This window comes from Chryseobacterium limigenitum (assembly GCF_900114875.1).
GTDB classification, from domain to species: domain Bacteria; phylum Bacteroidota; class Bacteroidia; order Flavobacteriales; family Weeksellaceae; genus Chryseobacterium; species Chryseobacterium limigenitum.
This window is the reverse complement of the sequence record NZ_FPKW01000019.1, coordinates 51912-67189: the sequence shown is the minus strand read 5'-3', so window position 1 is coordinate 67189 and position 15278 is coordinate 51912. Positions and strand designations below refer to the sequence as shown.

13 protein-coding genes and 1 tRNA gene are annotated in these 15278 nt (G+C 35.2%); all 14 read left to right on the top strand.

The window, feature by feature from the left end:
* Nucleotides 1-310: 310 nt before the first annotated feature.
* Nucleotides 311-1522, top strand: a complete 1212-nt coding sequence (gene tuf, locus BT156_RS17970) for an elongation factor Tu (RefSeq protein ID WP_072412214.1) — start codon at nt 311-313, stop codon at nt 1520-1522.
* Between the two features lie 53 nt (nt 1523-1575).
* Nucleotides 1576-1646 (top strand) — tRNA-Trp (locus tag BT156_RS17965).
* Between the two features lie 12 nt (nt 1647-1658).
* Nucleotides 1659-1865 (top strand): preprotein translocase subunit SecE, encoded by a 207-nt coding sequence (gene secE / locus BT156_RS17960; protein WP_072412212.1) that lies wholly within the window; start codon nt 1659-1661, stop codon nt 1863-1865.
* 17 nt (nt 1866-1882) lie between these two features.
* Nucleotides 1883-2425, top strand: coding sequence for a transcription termination/antitermination protein NusG (gene nusG / locus BT156_RS17955; RefSeq protein ID WP_072412210.1), 543 nt, complete (start codon nt 1883-1885; stop codon nt 2423-2425).
* Between the two features lie 432 nt (nt 2426-2857).
* A complete protein-coding gene (locus BT156_RS17950) occupies nt 2858-3727 on the top strand; it encodes a complement C1q domain-containing protein (protein WP_072412208.1) in 870 nt (289 codons plus the stop codon).
* Between the two features lie 221 nt (nt 3728-3948).
* Nucleotides 3949-4596 carry a hypothetical protein gene (locus BT156_RS17945; protein ID WP_072412206.1) on the top strand — a complete coding sequence of 216 codons (648 nt, stop codon included), beginning with the start codon at nt 3949-3951 and terminating at the stop codon, nt 4594-4596.
* Nucleotides 4597-4979: 383 nt separating this feature from the next.
* Entirely contained in the window at nt 4980-5423 is a 444-nt protein-coding gene (gene rplK / locus BT156_RS17940) for a 50S ribosomal protein L11 (RefSeq protein WP_072412244.1), read from the top strand.
* Nucleotides 5424-5434: 11 nt separating this feature from the next.
* A complete protein-coding gene (rplA, locus tag BT156_RS17935; protein ID WP_072412203.1) occupies nt 5435-6127 on the top strand; it encodes a 50S ribosomal protein L1 in 693 nt (230 codons plus the stop codon).
* Nucleotides 6128-6144: 17 nt separating this feature from the next.
* Nucleotides 6145-6741 (top strand): 50S ribosomal protein L10, encoded by a 597-nt coding sequence (gene rplJ / locus BT156_RS17930; protein ID WP_072412201.1) that lies wholly within the window; start codon nt 6145-6147, stop codon nt 6739-6741.
* Nucleotides 6742-6788: 47 nt separating this feature from the next.
* Nucleotides 6789-7154, top strand: a complete 366-nt coding sequence (gene rplL, locus BT156_RS17925) for a 50S ribosomal protein L7/L12 (RefSeq protein ID WP_072412199.1) — start codon at nt 6789-6791, stop codon at nt 7152-7154.
* Nucleotides 7155-7434: 280 nt separating this feature from the next.
* Nucleotides 7435-7992, top strand: coding sequence for a hypothetical protein (locus tag BT156_RS17920; protein WP_072412197.1), 558 nt, complete (start codon nt 7435-7437; stop codon nt 7990-7992).
* Nucleotides 7993-8103: 111 nt separating this feature from the next.
* A complete protein-coding gene (locus BT156_RS17915) occupies nt 8104-9612 on the top strand; it encodes a beta strand repeat-containing protein (RefSeq protein WP_139255513.1) in 1509 nt (502 codons plus the stop codon).
* A 48-nt stretch (nt 9613-9660) separates the two neighbouring features.
* Nucleotides 9661-12255: a T9SS type A sorting domain-containing protein gene (locus BT156_RS17910; protein ID WP_083582393.1), complete on the top strand. Its 2595-nt coding sequence runs from the start codon at nt 9661-9663 to the stop codon at nt 12253-12255.
* A gap of 161 nt (nt 12256-12416) precedes the next feature.
* Entirely contained in the window at nt 12417-15050 is a 2634-nt protein-coding gene (locus tag BT156_RS17905) for a T9SS type A sorting domain-containing protein (protein WP_083582392.1), read from the top strand.
* Nucleotides 15051-15278: the final 228 nt, after the last annotated feature.

The following is a 15278-nucleotide window of genomic DNA, read 5'->3' as shown; positions in this document are numbered from 1 at the left end:
TATTATCTACGAGAAAAGATTTAGTCCGGTTTTTTGTATGATAAATATTTAGAGGGTAATTTTTTTTTAATCTCCCTAAAATATTCATAATTAATGAGATACTTTAGATTTTTGAGAAATCGGTTATCAGGATTTTTTCAATCGAGAAATTTGTGTAAATTTGCAGTCTCAATACATAGAAATATAGGGTTTGTAATTCTTTGAATTTGAATGTTTAAATTTTTTTAAATAAAAAGGTTTTGATATTTAAAAATTCATTATATTTGCACACCGAAAATTTGAATAAACAATAAATAAATAATTTTACATCATGGCAAAGGAAACGTTTAATCGTAACAAACCACACTTGAACATTGGTACTATTGGTCACGTTGACCATGGTAAAACTACACTTACTGCAGCAATTTCTGCTGTATTAGCGAGCAAAGGTCTTGCTGAGAAAAAAGATTTCTCTGCTATTGACTCTGCTCCAGAAGAAAAAGAAAGAGGTATTACTATCAATACGGCTCACATTGAGTACGAAACTGAAAATAGACATTACGCTCACGTTGACTGTCCAGGTCACGCGGATTATGTAAAGAACATGGTAACTGGTGCTGCTCAGATGGACGGTGCAATTGTAGTATGTGCTGCAACTGACGGACCAATGCCTCAGACTAGAGAACACATCTTGCTTTGCCGTCAGGTAAACGTACCTAGAATCGTTGTTTTCATGAACAAAGTTGACATGGTGGATGATCCAGAATTGTTAGAGCTTGTTGAAATGGAACTTAGAGATTTATTATCTACTTACGATTTCGACGGAGATAACTCTCCAGTAATTCAAGGTTCTGCACTAGGAGCACTTACTGCAGCTACTGCAACTCCTGTTAACACAGAAGATCAGTGGTTCAAAAGTGTTGAAACATTAATGGAGGCTGTTGATACTTGGATCGAGCAACCACCAAGAGATACTGATAAGCCATTCTTGATGCCAATCGAAGACGTATTCTCTATTACGGGTAGAGGTACTGTTGCAACTGGTAGAATCGAAGCTGGTATTATCAACACAGGTGATCCTGTTGATATCATCGGTATGGGTGAAGAAAAATTAACTTCTACTATTACAGGAGTTGAGATGTTCAGAAAAATCCTAGACAGAGGTGAAGCTGGTGATAACGTAGGTCTATTGTTGAGAGGTATTGAAAAAACTGACATCAAGAGAGGTATGGTAATCGCTAAGAAAGATTCTGTTAAACCACACAAAAAATTCAAAGCTTCTGTTTATATCCTTTCTAAGGAAGAAGGTGGACGTCACACTCCATTCCACAACAAGTACCGTCCTCAGTTCTACGTAAGAACTACTGACGTTACAGGTGAGATCTTCTTACCAGAAGGTGTAGAAATGGTAATGCCTGGTGATAACTTAGAGATCACTGTAGAATTGTTACAGCCAATCGCTCTTAACGTAGGTCTTAGATTTGCGATCAGAGAAGGAGGTAGAACAGTTGGTTCAGGTCAGGTTACTGAAATCTTAGACTAATCATCTTAAAATAAATAAAGCTTCCGAAAGGAAACTCTCGGAAGCTTTTTACTACGGGCATCGTCCAATGGTAGGATACCGGTCTCCAAAACCGTTGATCAGGGTTCGAATCCTTGTGCCCGTGCAAATATAAATTATGAGTTCATTTATCGATTTTTTAAAAGGTTCTTATATCGAATTCAGACATAAAGTTGAATGGCCGAAGTGGTCTGACTTGCAGTCGTCTACAATTGTCGTAACTATTGCAACAGTAATCTTGGCATTATTTACCTTTGGGGTTGACGAATTGTTTTCTAAATCAATTAGCAACATAATAGGAATGCTAATTAATGTGTTCAACTAAAAAAGTATTTTCCCATAATGAGCGAATTGAAATGGTATGTGCTGAAAGCAATCAGCGGACAGGAAAATAAAGTGAAAAACTATATTGAGACAGAAATCAAGCGTTTAGGGTTTGAGCAGTACGTTACTCAAGTGGTTATTCCTATGGAAAAGGTTATTCAAATTAGAAACGGAAAAAAAGTTCCTAAAGAGAAGCCTTACTATCCTGGGTACTTAATGGTTGAAGCTGATCTAATGGGTGAAATTCCACACGCTATTAAGAACATTCCAGGAGTTATATCTTTCTTAAGTTTAACGAAAGGAGGAGATCCTGTACCAATGAGAAAATCTGAGGTAAACAGAATGCTGGGCAGAATGGATGAACTTTCAGAATTTGCCAGTGATGTTGAAATTCCTTATGTTGTAGGTGAAAACGTTAAAGTAATTGACGGACCTTTCAACGGATTCAACGGAACAGTTGAAAAAATTCTTGAAGATAAAAAGAAAATTGAAGTTTCTGTATTAATCTTCGGTAGAAAAACTCCAATGGAGTTAAGTTATATGCAAGTAGAAAAAGTATAAGAATTACTTTATCATAAAAATTATAAGACTGCTTTTTTAGCAGTCTTTTTTATGTAATATAATGCAGTTATTTATTTTTATCAAAAAATAGATCAAATTTAAAGATGCTATTGAAGATTTGATTTTTATTTTGAATAAAGTACACGTTTAACTATGCATTTTTTTTAATTAATTAGCTTGATATAGTTAATTTTTTTTACTTTCTGAATATTTTATCTTTTAGAAAATTATTCTTTCATATTTAATGAAAATCGGTTTATATCCCTTTAACATGAAATTTATATAGATCTTAATATGTCTATTTTAAAATTTATATAATATATTTTTTTTTACATTTTTTTTTGTATTAAGTTTCTGATTAACATTTTGTTATAGCTTTTGAAAAAGTAATTGATATTTCTATATTTGTTGATAAATTATTAAACAAAAGATATGAATAAACAATTATTATGGACTGCTTTTATAGTTCTTTCAAATCTTGTTGGAGCACAAGTTGGTATTAACACAGCTAATCCTCAAGGTATCTTTCATATAGATGGAGGCAAGGATAATCTGAAAGTTGGTCTGCCATCTATTGTACAACAAGCAAATGACTTTACAGTAGCTATGTCTTCCTTAATAGGAGCAGGAACAGTGTCGGTTGGAATTGGAACCACAACTCCAACACAAAGTCTTGATATTGCCAATGGTAATCTAAGGGTTAGAAATATAAATAGTTCAGTTGGTGTTTCAGGGGATAAATTATTGGTTGCAGATTCGAACGGTATTGTAAAAGTTGCCGGAGTTGATGCTTTTTCTGCGGATGATAGTGGAAACAGGGTTTTAAATGCTGCTGGAGGTGCTGATTTAAACGCTAATGATGACTGGAATGATAATATGTTTACTACTTTATTATTGGATGTTCAGTATGATCCTCAAAATGCATATGATCCTACAACAGGCATATATACAGTTAAAAAAGATGGATTATATTTTTTATATGGAGTTTGTGGTTTTGCAACACCAGGAAGCGGATCTGGTGTTTTTGACGGAACTTCGGGAGATGCTTTTACATCTTTGTATGTAGACGACGGACGTGTTGCAACAACAAACGCTGTGATTCATAGAGGGGATAAAAATCCATTACCGGCAAATAGCTTTAATTTGTATTTTCTGACAAGTAATGCTACGATTTGGTTAAAAGCGGGTCAGCAGGTTTCATTACAATTTTTAACATACGGAACAAATAATATGGTGGGAAATCTTAGTGATTTGAAAATTAGTAAGGCAAATTCTCGGTTAATTATTAATAAGCTATTGTAAATTTAAGATAATTTCTAAGGTTTGTATATTCCCTTCTATGCTATATATCATTAGAGGGGATTTTATAAAAAGGTATTTTTTTTTCTTCTGGCTTTTGTTTTTTCTTCTTCTTCTTCTTCTTGTAATTTTCACCATTTGATATTTATTTTCAATTAAATGATGAATAATTTTATTTTTTTTATAAAAAAATGTTAACTTTATTTCGAATTAAAAAAACAGTCATGAGAAATTTTATTTTTATTTTATTTATTAGTGCATATACTAACGCCCAAATAGGGATTAATACAACAACTCCTTCTAGAGTATTGGATATTAATGGGACTTTGAGAGTGAGAACTCAAACTGATCAATCTTCAAATGGTACCTATGATAATGTTCTGATTTCTGATGCAAATGGAAATGTGGATTATGTTAAAAAGAATGTTCTTAACCAGCAAATGGTTCAATTATTTAGCCTTACTACTTTACCTAGTGTAAATGCTGGGGGAAGTGGTACTCCTATAAGTATCAGCAACCAGTCTATTACTTTGTCAAAGCCCGCGTTTGTAATGATTAGCTATTCAGTACCTATAACATTATCTGTTGCAGCTTCAGATGGTAGGATGAAATTATTGAGAACACACCTGAATATCAACGGAACCAATGTTGTCCGATCTTCAAATGCTTATACGAATAGTACGTCTACCGGAACTAATTTGACAGGTATTTTTTACAATACTGGAAGTTATATAACTCTACTAGGTGCAGGAACGCACAGTATTGAGGTTTTAGGTACCTGTTTTGATTTTGTTGCAGCTTCAAATTGTGTTCAAGGAGGAAGTTTAGCAGGAACATCATTCCAGGCGCACGCAATGTATAATGATTTCTAATCGATAGATGAAATAAAGTAAATAGGCTTATTTACTTAAAAAAGAGAATACAAATTATTTGTATTCTCTTTTTTATATAATGAAGTCATCTTGACTTTTTGCAAAAATTATATTTTTTATTTGAAATAAAAAAAGGGATTAGGAAATTAGAGTCGCTAAACCAAAAAATATCCCATCCCTTGTTGCTGTAATTAGGACATCTTCAAGAAAAAAGAAAAATATAATTACAAATCTTGCTAAAAATCAAGTTTTTCCATTTGCTAATTCAAAAATATTTCATAATTTTGCAGTCCGAAAAGTAGGTTTACTTTATGTGAGTGCGGTAACCTACTGAATAATAAATGCTTCCAAACTCATTAATTATTCAAAATAAAAAAAGAAAAATGGCTAAAAAAGTCTTTAAAATGGTAAAACTTCAGGTGAAAGGTGGCGCTGCCAACCCTTCTCCACCAGTAGGTCCAGCATTGGGTTCTGCAGGTGTGAACATCATGGAGTTTTGTAAACAATTTAACGGAAGAACTCAGGACAAGCCAGGGCAAGTTTTACCTGTAGTAATTACAGTATACGAAGACAAATCTTTTGAATTCGTTATTAAAACTCCACCTGCAGCAATCCAGTTAATGGATGCGGCTAAGATCAAGGGAGGTTCTGGAGAACCAAACAGAAACAAAGTAGGTTCTGTATCTTGGGCTCAGGTTCAAAAAATTGCTGAAGATAAAATGGCAGACCTTAACTGCTTTACAATGGATTCAGCTCTTTCTATGGTTGCAGGTACTGCTAGATCTATGGGATTAAGAGTAACAGGAACTAAACCAGCTAACGCTTAAAACTTAAAGAAATGGCAAAATTAACGAAGAAGCAAAAGGAAGCTTTAAGCAAAGTAGAAAAAGGAAGAATCTATAACCTTGAAGAAGGTTCAGCTCTTGTAAAAGAAGTGAACACTGCAAAGTTTGATGCTTCTGTAGATATCGCTGTAAGATTGGGTGTAGATCCAAGAAAAGCAAACCAAATGGTAAGAGGTGTTGTGTCTCTTCCTCACGGAACTGGTAAAGATGTTAAAGTATTAGCTCTTGTAACTCCGGATAAAGAAGCTGAAGCTAAAGCAGCTGGTGCTGATTATGTGGGTCTTGACGAGTACTTACAGAAAATAAAAGATGGTTGGACAGACGTTGACGTTATCGTTACTATGCCGGCTGTTATGGGTAAATTAGGACCTTTGGGTAGAGTATTAGGACCAAGAGGTTTGATGCCTAACCCTAAATCAGGTACTGTAACTATGGAAATTGGTAAAGCAGTAACTGAAGTGAAAGCTGGTAAAATTGATTTCAAAGTAGATAAGTATGGTATCATCCATGCTGGTATCGGTAAAGTATCTTTCGATGCTGATAAGATCAAAGAAAATGCTCAGGAATTAATTTCTACATTGATCAAAATGAAACCAACTGCAGCTAAAGGAACTTATGTAAAAAGCATCTATTTGTCTTCTACAATGAGTCCTGGTATTGCAATTGATACTAAATCTGTTAACTAATATAAATCCTTAAGACAATGACAAAAGACCAAAAAGTTGTAGCAATACAAGAGATCAAAGACTTGCTTCAGGATGCAAAAGTAGTATATGTAGCAGATCTAGACGGATTGAACGCTGCTAAGTCTTCAGAATTCAGAAGACAGGCTTTCAAACAAAATATCAAAGTAAAAGTTGTAAAAAATACACTTTTGCAAAAAGCAATGGAGCAGATTGAAGGAGTAGATTACTCTGAAATGTTCCAGACTTTTAAAGGAAACTCTGCATTAATGGTTTCTGAGACTGCAAACGGTCCGGCAAAATTAATCCAAGGGTTCAGAAAGAAAGAAGAGAAGCCAGCTTTGAAATCTGCTTTTGTTCAAGAAACTTTCTATGTTGGAGATAACAACCTAGACGCGTTAGCAAATATCAAGTCTAGAGAAGAAATGATCGGAGAAATCATCGGATTACTTCAGTCTCCAATTCAAAGAGTTGTTTCTGCTCTTCAAAACAAACCTGAAACAGTAGAAGCTAAAGCTGAAGAAGCTGCTGCACCTGCTGTAGAAGAAACTCCTGCTGAGGCGGCTCCAGAAGCTCCTGCTGCAGAAAGCACGGAAGAAACTCCAAGTGCTGAATAATTAGACTCAAAAAATTAAATAAAATAATCAACAAAAACATTACAACAATGTCAGATTTAAAAAATTTAGCTGAAACGCTAGTAAACTTAACAGTAAAAGACGTAAATGAATTAGCTACTATCCTTAAGGATGAGTACGGAATTGAGCCAGCTGCTGCTGCTGTAGTAGTTGCTGCAGGTGGTGGAGAAGCTGCTGAAGAAAAGACTGAATTCGACGTAATTCTTAAGTCTGCAGGTGCATCTAAATTAGCTATTGTTAAATTGGTAAAAGATTTAACTGGTGCTGGTCTTAAAGAAGCTAAAGATATCGTAGATGGAGCTCCTGCTGCAATTAAAACTGGTATCTCTAAAGACGAAGCTGAAGCTCTTAAGAAGCAATTAGAAGAAGCTGGTGCTGAAGTAGAATTGAAATAATTCAATTTACACTGAAAATAATAAGCCTGGGCAGTTGCTCAGGCTTTTTTTTGTGCATTTTTATTCTTTTAAAAAACATATGATGTTTATAGTAGTAATTAAATATTGTTATTTTATGAATATTTATAATTAATTATAATTGATTATTTTGTAAAAATTAAAGCTATGTATTAATTAGTATTAGTTAAATCTATTGTTTTTGTAATTATTTTACCAATAAAACATCGTTTAAGTTGAAAAAATACTATATTTGCATACGAAAAAAAACACACGCACTAATTTGAAAAGAAACTACTTTCTTTTCCAGAGTTATTTCACTATCCTCCTCAATTGTGGGATTATTGTCTTAACTGTTGGGAATCTTAAAGCTGAATCATTGTTAACGGTAATTGAATCGTCTAACGAGATCTCCGCAATTCCTCAGCAAGAATCTTTTGCTCATGATATTTTTGTTGCTCAAAATAATGTAAACGGAAATAGGCACTTTAATCAATTGAATAATAGTGTTGAGAAGATAAATACTTCTATTGTTTATCAAGAAAAAAATAACCTTTCTGATAATTTTTTTGAAAAAATATTCACTCCTTATCGTTGTAAGGGTATAAATAAAGAATTGTTGAAGATATCTTACTCGGACTTTAATCATAAAGAAGTTTTAGAGTATGTATTTTCATCTCAAAATCAACTGAGAGAAAGAATAAATTTAACTTATAATGTAGACTTTAAAATTTTTAAGATATCCAAAAATGGGATTGGATATATTTTACAACTAAAGATTCCGGATAAAATATTTTCTGAAGGTTCTTCTACAAGGCTTTCTTTCGGACTCTCCGTTTAATCAGACTTTTAACGATATAAAATATTGATTTTTCTCTTTTAAATAAGAGAAATGGCTATGGGTCTGCTATTTTTTAAGGAAAACACACAAAAACAACAAATATCATTACAAATGAAAAACAGATTATTCACTATTTCGATGTTATCTTTTACAGGATTTCTGGCAACTGCGCAAGTTGGCATCAATACAAGTCAGGCTCAGGCAACATTAGATGTTGTGGGATCTCCTGCTAATTCAAAATTTTTAGATGGAATTATTGCTCCAAGATTAACTGGGAATCAATTAAGGGCAAAAAACTATACTTCTCTTCAGAGTGGAGCAATGGTGTATGTAACTGCTGCGGATAGCGGCCCGACTGGCCAAACGATTAATGTAACAGCAACGGGATATTATTATTTTGACGGAACTAAATGGGTAAGAACTTCAGAAGGAACCAATGTAGGTACTTTAACAGGTTTCTCATCCGGAAATTTATCTCCACTGTTTACTACAACTGTATCAAATCCTTCTACGAATCCATCATTGGCATTTAACCTTAGCAATGCTCCTGCAAATTCTATTTTTGGAAATAATACAGGTGCAGCTGCGGCTCCGGCTTATTTTTCTGCTTCATCTTTAGCTTTAGCGGGAGATGTTACAGGAACTTTAGGTGCTACAACAGTTGTAAAAATCAATGGATCTCCGCTGGGAACTACATCAACTGCTACTACAGGACAGGTCTTGACTTTTAACGGAACAAATTGGGTTCCTGCTACTCAAACACAGTCTAATGACTGGAAAGTTTCAGGAAATGCAGGTACAACAGCTACTTCATCTGCTTTAGGAGCTACCATTGCATCGGGTAATTTCTTAGGTACAACTGATGCTCAGAATTTAGTTTTGGCTACAGGTAATAATGTGAAAGGTATTTTGGATACTAACGGAACATTAAATGGGGGGAATGCAAATACGTCTGCTCCTTACGCTTCTTTCTCTTGGGGATCAAATAATACATTTTCTAATACCTCTTCATCAAATATAGCTTTAGGTAGAGGAAATACAGTTGCCGCTCAGGCTGCTAATTTCCCGGGAGTAGCGATTGGTGCTTCAAACTCTGCTTTAAGTGGTGCAAAGGTAATTGGAAATGCAAACTTTGCCACAGACGCAAACACAGTGGTTCTAGGAAACAGCAATGGTACATCAAGTGCTAATGTAAGCGGAATTAACGTGGGTAACTCCAATGTAAATTCCGGAGGTTTTGCCTTTGGTACAGGTAATAATGTAACAGTGAATAACTATGCCTTTGGTAATGCCAACACAGCAAGTGGTGCGGGCGGAGCTATCGGATTTGGTGTAGGTGCCAATGCTGTCATTGCAAGTCAGACAGTGTTTGCAAATACAACTCATACTTTTTCAGGTTCAGGAGTAATAGGTACGGCAATTACTGATGTGGGAGTTAATATGACGCCAAGTGCTACCAACTTTGCAGATTTGGAAGTGAGTAAAGGAATTTCAATGAAAGGAGTTGCGTCCGCTGCAAATGCTGGATGCACATCAGCAGATGAAGGAGCCATTAGATATAATTCTACAACACATGCTCACGAAGGTTGTAATGGGAGCAACTGGAAAGCTTTATACTAAGAAAATACAGACATCAATAAAAAAACAACAAAAACAAACAAGAAAAAAATGACAAAAAAATTATTCGGGAGAATTACGGCGTTTTTAATGACGCTTGTAGTATCTGTAATGGCTTTTGGTCAGGGTTACACACCTATACGAGGTATGGGGGTAGAAGCAAAACCTGTGAACGGAAGCGGAATTTGTTTAGCATGCTACAATGGAAGCATGAATCCTGTTATCGATTCTAATCTTGATAACAGTGTAAGCATGGGTAGCTTTGCTACTTTGGTAAGTGGAAACGGTATTTCGGTAAAAAACACAAACACAACATATCCGGCGGGTTATATTACGGGTTTTAATGTAGATTTAGGAACGAGCGTTATTACCGCAAGTTTTCTAAGCGGAATTAGAATCAGTACATACAAAGCTGGAGTTCTTCAGGAAGCTTCAACGAGTACAACGTTGCTTTCTGTTCCTGCATTTGGAGGGACTAAAACAAGAATTTTCTTACACTTTAAAACTTCAAAAGCGTTTGACGAAGTAAGATTATATCAAGTAAATGTACTTTCTGTATTCAGCGCATTGAATGTGTACTATGCTTTTGCTTTTGATCCTGCCAAAGTTCCGACTGATAATAATGGTATTTGTGATGATATCATTGCAGGAAGCGGTGTAGACGGAAATGTATCTGGAAGCAGCAGTTTCTTAGCTCCGCTTTCTTATGTGAACAACAGAGAGAAAATTGGTGACGGAGACAAAAATTCTTACGGGTCAATTGTTTTGCCTGCAGGATTGTTAGGATCTTATTCTGTTGGAGTTTTAGATAAAAATCAGGTATATCCGGCTGGTAACAAAGCAGGATTCGTAATTGAGCCTGATGATCAGGGAAAATTGTTAAGCGCAGAATTCTTAAAAAACATAACTGTTGAAACTTATTTATTCGGGCAACTGCAAGATTCTAAAAACCTTAGTGATGGAGGAGGACTTATTAACATTAAAGTATTGAGATTTGGTTCCAATAAGCAAAAAATCTCTCTTACTGCTACAAAACCTTTTAATGAGGTTAGACTTAAAATTACACAGACGGTTGGAGTGAACTTCGGTGCTTTAAAAGTGTATTACGCTTTTGAAGAGCCTCAGGGATGCGACTGTAACGAAAATATTCAGACTTCCGGAACGTCAAGATTAGGAGATATTGTTCCCGGCGCTTCTTGGACGGGCACTTCCGGAACTCTTTTCGGATTAACAAATATTACAAACACAGGAAATGTTGTAGATACAAATACTTCAAATTTTGCGACTGTAAATTTCTCACCAATCAATCTTTTGATCCCAACGGTAAGACTTACTGTAAAAAGCAACACTGGAGATTATCCTGCAGGGACTTTTGGTGGGTTTACGTTGACGAAAAGTGCTAATTTATTTACAATTAATGCTTTAGATTATATTACAATTACTTTCTATAAAGGAACAACTGTTACCGAATCCAGAACTTCTGGCGGATTGTTCAGCGGACAGTTTTTTACTTCTGCAACCAATCAGTTTTATGTAGGGTTTACAGCTACAAAGGCGTTTGACAGAATGAAAATCGAGATTAATCCCGGAATCGGAATTACTTTAGCTCAACAGTATTACATTTATAATGCATTTGTTCAGTTGGATGATGATCAGGACGGAGTTCCAAACTGTAACGACAAATGTCCGAATGGTGACGACAGTATTGATAATAATGGAAACGGTATTCCTGACTGTGCTGAAGGATGTACTGTATTAAATGACAAATCTCCGGTTCTGGATTCAGATGGCGACGGTATTCCTGATGCTTGTGATGGTGATGCGGATAACGACGGTATTCCTGATGCTTGGGAAGATCTTAACCACAACGGAAAATTTGAAGATGATGATGTGGATGGAGATCAGTTGGTGATTGCGAATTTAGGTGACGGAATTTCAAGTTATTTAGACCTTGATTCTGATAATGACGGAATTTTAGATCTTTTTGAATCTGGTATTCCAACTTCTGTAATCAATCAAATCGATGCAGATCATAATGGAGTTATTGATGCTGGTGTTGCAGCGGGAAGTAACGGTATTGCAGATCTTTTAGAAACTTCACCGGATTCAGGCGTTATGAAATATCCATTAATGAACACAGATGGAGATGACAAACCTGATTTTGTTGATTTAAAATCAAACAATGCAGAGTACGACCTTTATGTTATCGGAAAAGATAATCTGGATGATCTTGGTGCCGGATTTATTTCTAAAATCAGCGATGCGGATGTAGATGGTATTCAGGCGGTTGTGGATAATGATTTAATTAAAAAAGGTTCTCCAAATTCTCCACTTTCTCCTTATGCATCTTTTGCAAAAACCGGAGCTAAAATGTCTGCAAAAGCTACAACAGATATTTCTGCTGTCGTGAATGATATTAAAGTATATCCAAACCCTGTAAGATCTGGTGAAAATGTTTACATCAAATCTTCAGGTACTAAAGAAGAGGGAACGTACACAATGTTCTCGGCTCAAGGGCAATTAATCAAATCGGGCAAATTCTCCGGAGATGCCGAAATCAATACATCTTCACTGCCTACGGGTATGTATATCATTAAAGTAGAGACTAAATCAGTTGTGAAATCTTATAAGGTTATTGTGAAATAATTTTTAAATAGTTTCTACAGAAAGGCCACCCGAAAGGGTGGTTTTTTCAAATAACACCTCTTAGCTATAAATTAAAACATAAATAGATATTATTCAAAATAATTATTTTAGATCTCTATGTAATAACGATTAGTATAAAATTTAACACAAAAAACTAAAAAATGAAGAAAATTATTTCACTTATGGCAATGTTGCTATTTGTATGCAATGCATTTGCCCAGAACTACAAACCTATCCGGGGAATGGGGATCAGAGCCTATCTTGCGCAAAACGGGCAGTGTGTCGCAGCATCTAATCCAACCAATATTTATTCTGTAATAGACGCAGATACGGATAATGGTACAAGTTTAGGTACTTTATTAAATAATACATCGAGTAATGGTATTTCCATTATTAATAACAATATTACGTATCCGGCAGGATCGGTTACGGGTTTTAATGTAGATATGGCAAATAGTGCCATTACTTCTACAGTATTAAATGCTCTTAGCATTGCAACTTATAAAAATGGTGTTCTTCAGGAAACATCTGCAGCAGGTTCTCTGTTGTCAGTTCCTGCGTATGGCGGAAGAAAAGTCAGATCATTCTTACATTTTAAAACAACTAAAGCTTTTAATGAAGTAAGATTATTAAGATCGGGAAGCAGTACTTCTTGCAGCGCATTGAATGTATATTACGCATTTACATGTGATTCAAATAATATCAAACTGGAAAATAATGGTGTTTGTGATGATATTATTGGAGGCGGATCTTTTGTAGATTCTGATACCAATATCTCATGCAGCAGCAATCTTACGTCTCCTTTGTCTGTTGTAACTGATAGAGACAAGATCAGCGACGGAAGTAAAAGTTCTTTCGGAACAATTACTTTGCCTTCTGGTTTTATGGGGAATTTCAGTATTGGAGTTTTTGATAAAAGTCAATATTATCCTGCTGGAAATAAAGCTGGTTTTGTTATTGCTCCGGCAAACTCAAATTCTGTTTTGACGGAAAGAATGCTTGATAATCTTGTGATAGAAACTTATATGTTTGGTCAGTTACAGGATTCTCAATCTTACAATGACGGTGTTGGTGGAATGACGGTTTCTTCATTAAGCCTTAGTGGAAATAAACAAAAGCTTTCAATCACTACAACAAAGCCTTTTAATGAAGTAAGATTAAAGATTTCTCAAAATTCAGGTTGTTCTTCTATGGGAGCTTTAAAAGTGTATTATGCTTTCGAAGAGCCTCAGAGTTGTGACTGTACTCAATATCTTCAGTGTAACAGAACGGCTCCGTACAAAGGAGTTTTGCTTTGTGGAAACCTTCCGAATGGTGGATTATATTGTGGAAAACGTGAGCCTTGGACAGGAACTTGGAGTACTTCAACTTCTTATTTAGGAGTTTATAATCCTGAAAATATAGTAGATTCTAATGCTTCAAATTATGCTACTTTCTCAGTTCCTTCCAATAAAAATAATATCACAGGAAATTTTGCAGTAGAATCTGTTGGTACCACTTATCCGGCAGGAACATTTGCTGGATTTACGATCGCTAAAAATATTTCTACGGATTGGAGTTCTCTTGGAGTGATTTCTGTTCAGTTGTACAACGGAAATACTTTGGTTGAACAAAAAAGTACAGTTAATAATGATTTAAAATTAATTACTGTTTCAGGAGGAAAAACAATTGTAGGATTTAAATCTACAAAACCATTCAACAGAATCAGACTTTCAATTAAACATACGGCAATGATTTGTCAGTGTATTAATTACTACGTATACAATGTTTTTGTTGAATTGGATTCTGACGGAGACGGTGTTCCTGATTGTAGAGATGTCTGCCCGGGTGGTGATGATAATATTGATACGGATGGAGACGGTATTCCTGATGCTTGTGATACAAAAAGCTGTGTTGCAGACAATGATAAAAGTGCTACAATAGATACAGACGGCGACGGTATTCAGGATGCTTGTGACGGAGATTCTGATAACGACGGTATTCCTGATGCTTTGGAAGATCTTAATGCTAACGGAAGATTTGAAGATGATGATGTAGACGGAGATGTTATCGTAATTCCTGTACTGGGAGACGGTATTTCAAGTTATCTGGATCTTGATTCTGATAATGACGGAATTTTAGATTTATTCGAATCAGGTGTTCCGACTTCTGTAATTAATCAGATTGATGTTGATCATAATGGAGTAATTGATGCAGGTGTTGCGGTTGGAACTAATGGTATTGCTGATATTTTAGAAACTTCACCGGATTCAGGAGTGATGAAATATCCTCTAATGAATACGGACGGAGACGATAAACCGGATTTTGTTGATTTAAAATCTAACGGAATTGAATATGACCTTTACGCCATCAGCAAAAGTGTTTTTGATGACCTTGGAGCAGGATTTATTTCAAAAATCAGCGATGCTGATACAGATGGTATTCAGGCAGTTGTAGATACAGATCTTGTAACAAGAGGTGCGCCGAATTCTCCACTTTCACCTTACGCTGTATTGGCTAAGACTGCAAAAATGGGTATGGAAGCGAAAAAAGCTGCGGTTGTGACTAATGAAGTTGCTGCGGCTGCAAATGACATCAAAATATATCCTAATCCTGTAAAAGCAGGTGAGAATCTTAACGTAAAATCTTCTGAAGAAGGAGTTTTCACCATATTCTCAGCTCAGGGACAATTGGTAAGAACCGGTACTTTCAAAGGAAATGCAGAGATTTCTACCTCTTCATTGCCTTCCGGAATGTACATGATCAAAATAGAGACTAAATCTACAGTAAAATCTTATAAAGTTATTGTAAAATAATTTCTTGAGATAGTTTTAGTAGTAAGGTAAGGTCGTCCGTTTGGGCGGCCTTTTTTATTGGGATGAATTTTTTAACTGCTTTAAAATGAAAGAGTTTTATTTGTGATTATAAATAAGTTTTTGTATCTTTGCCAACTCTTTTGGCGCTAATAATTGTTTGTAAATCTATAATATATTAAATATCAACTCTTTCGTAATTATGAAAGGGATTTTAATTTTGTAGATATT

Excerpts from the sequence above, each read along its gene's own strand:
- BT156_RS17950 (WP_072412208.1), top strand. The coding sequence starts at position 2,858 with ATGAATAAACAATTATTATGGACTGCTTTTATAGTTCTTTCAAATCTT.
- BT156_RS17945 (WP_072412206.1), top strand. The coding sequence starts at position 3,949 with ATGAGAAATTTTATTTTTATTTTATTTATTAGTGCATATACTAACGCC.
- rplJ (WP_072412201.1), top strand. The coding sequence starts at position 6,145 with ATGACAAAAGACCAAAAAGTTGTAGCAATACAAGAGATCAAAGACTTG.
- BT156_RS17905 (WP_083582392.1), top strand. The coding sequence starts at position 12,417 with ATGAAGAAAATTATTTCACTTATGGCAATGTTGCTATTTGTATGCAAT.
- BT156_RS17915 (WP_139255513.1), top strand. The coding sequence starts at position 8,104 with ATGAAAAACAGATTATTCACTATTTCGATGTTATCTTTTACAGGATTT.
- BT156_RS17910 (WP_083582393.1), top strand. The coding sequence starts at position 9,661 with ATGACAAAAAAATTATTCGGGAGAATTACGGCGTTTTTAATGACGCTT.
- rplL (WP_072412199.1), top strand. The coding sequence starts at position 6,789 with ATGTCAGATTTAAAAAATTTAGCTGAAACGCTAGTAAACTTAACAGTA.
- secE (WP_072412212.1), top strand. The coding sequence starts at position 1,659 with ATGAGTTCATTTATCGATTTTTTAAAAGGTTCTTATATCGAATTCAGA.
- rplA (WP_072412203.1), top strand. The coding sequence starts at position 5,435 with ATGGCAAAATTAACGAAGAAGCAAAAGGAAGCTTTAAGCAAAGTAGAA.
- rplK (WP_072412244.1), top strand. The coding sequence starts at position 4,980 with ATGGCTAAAAAAGTCTTTAAAATGGTAAAACTTCAGGTGAAAGGTGGC.
- tuf (WP_072412214.1), top strand. The coding sequence starts at position 311 with ATGGCAAAGGAAACGTTTAATCGTAACAAACCACACTTGAACATTGGT.
- nusG (WP_072412210.1), top strand. The coding sequence starts at position 1,883 with ATGAGCGAATTGAAATGGTATGTGCTGAAAGCAATCAGCGGACAGGAA.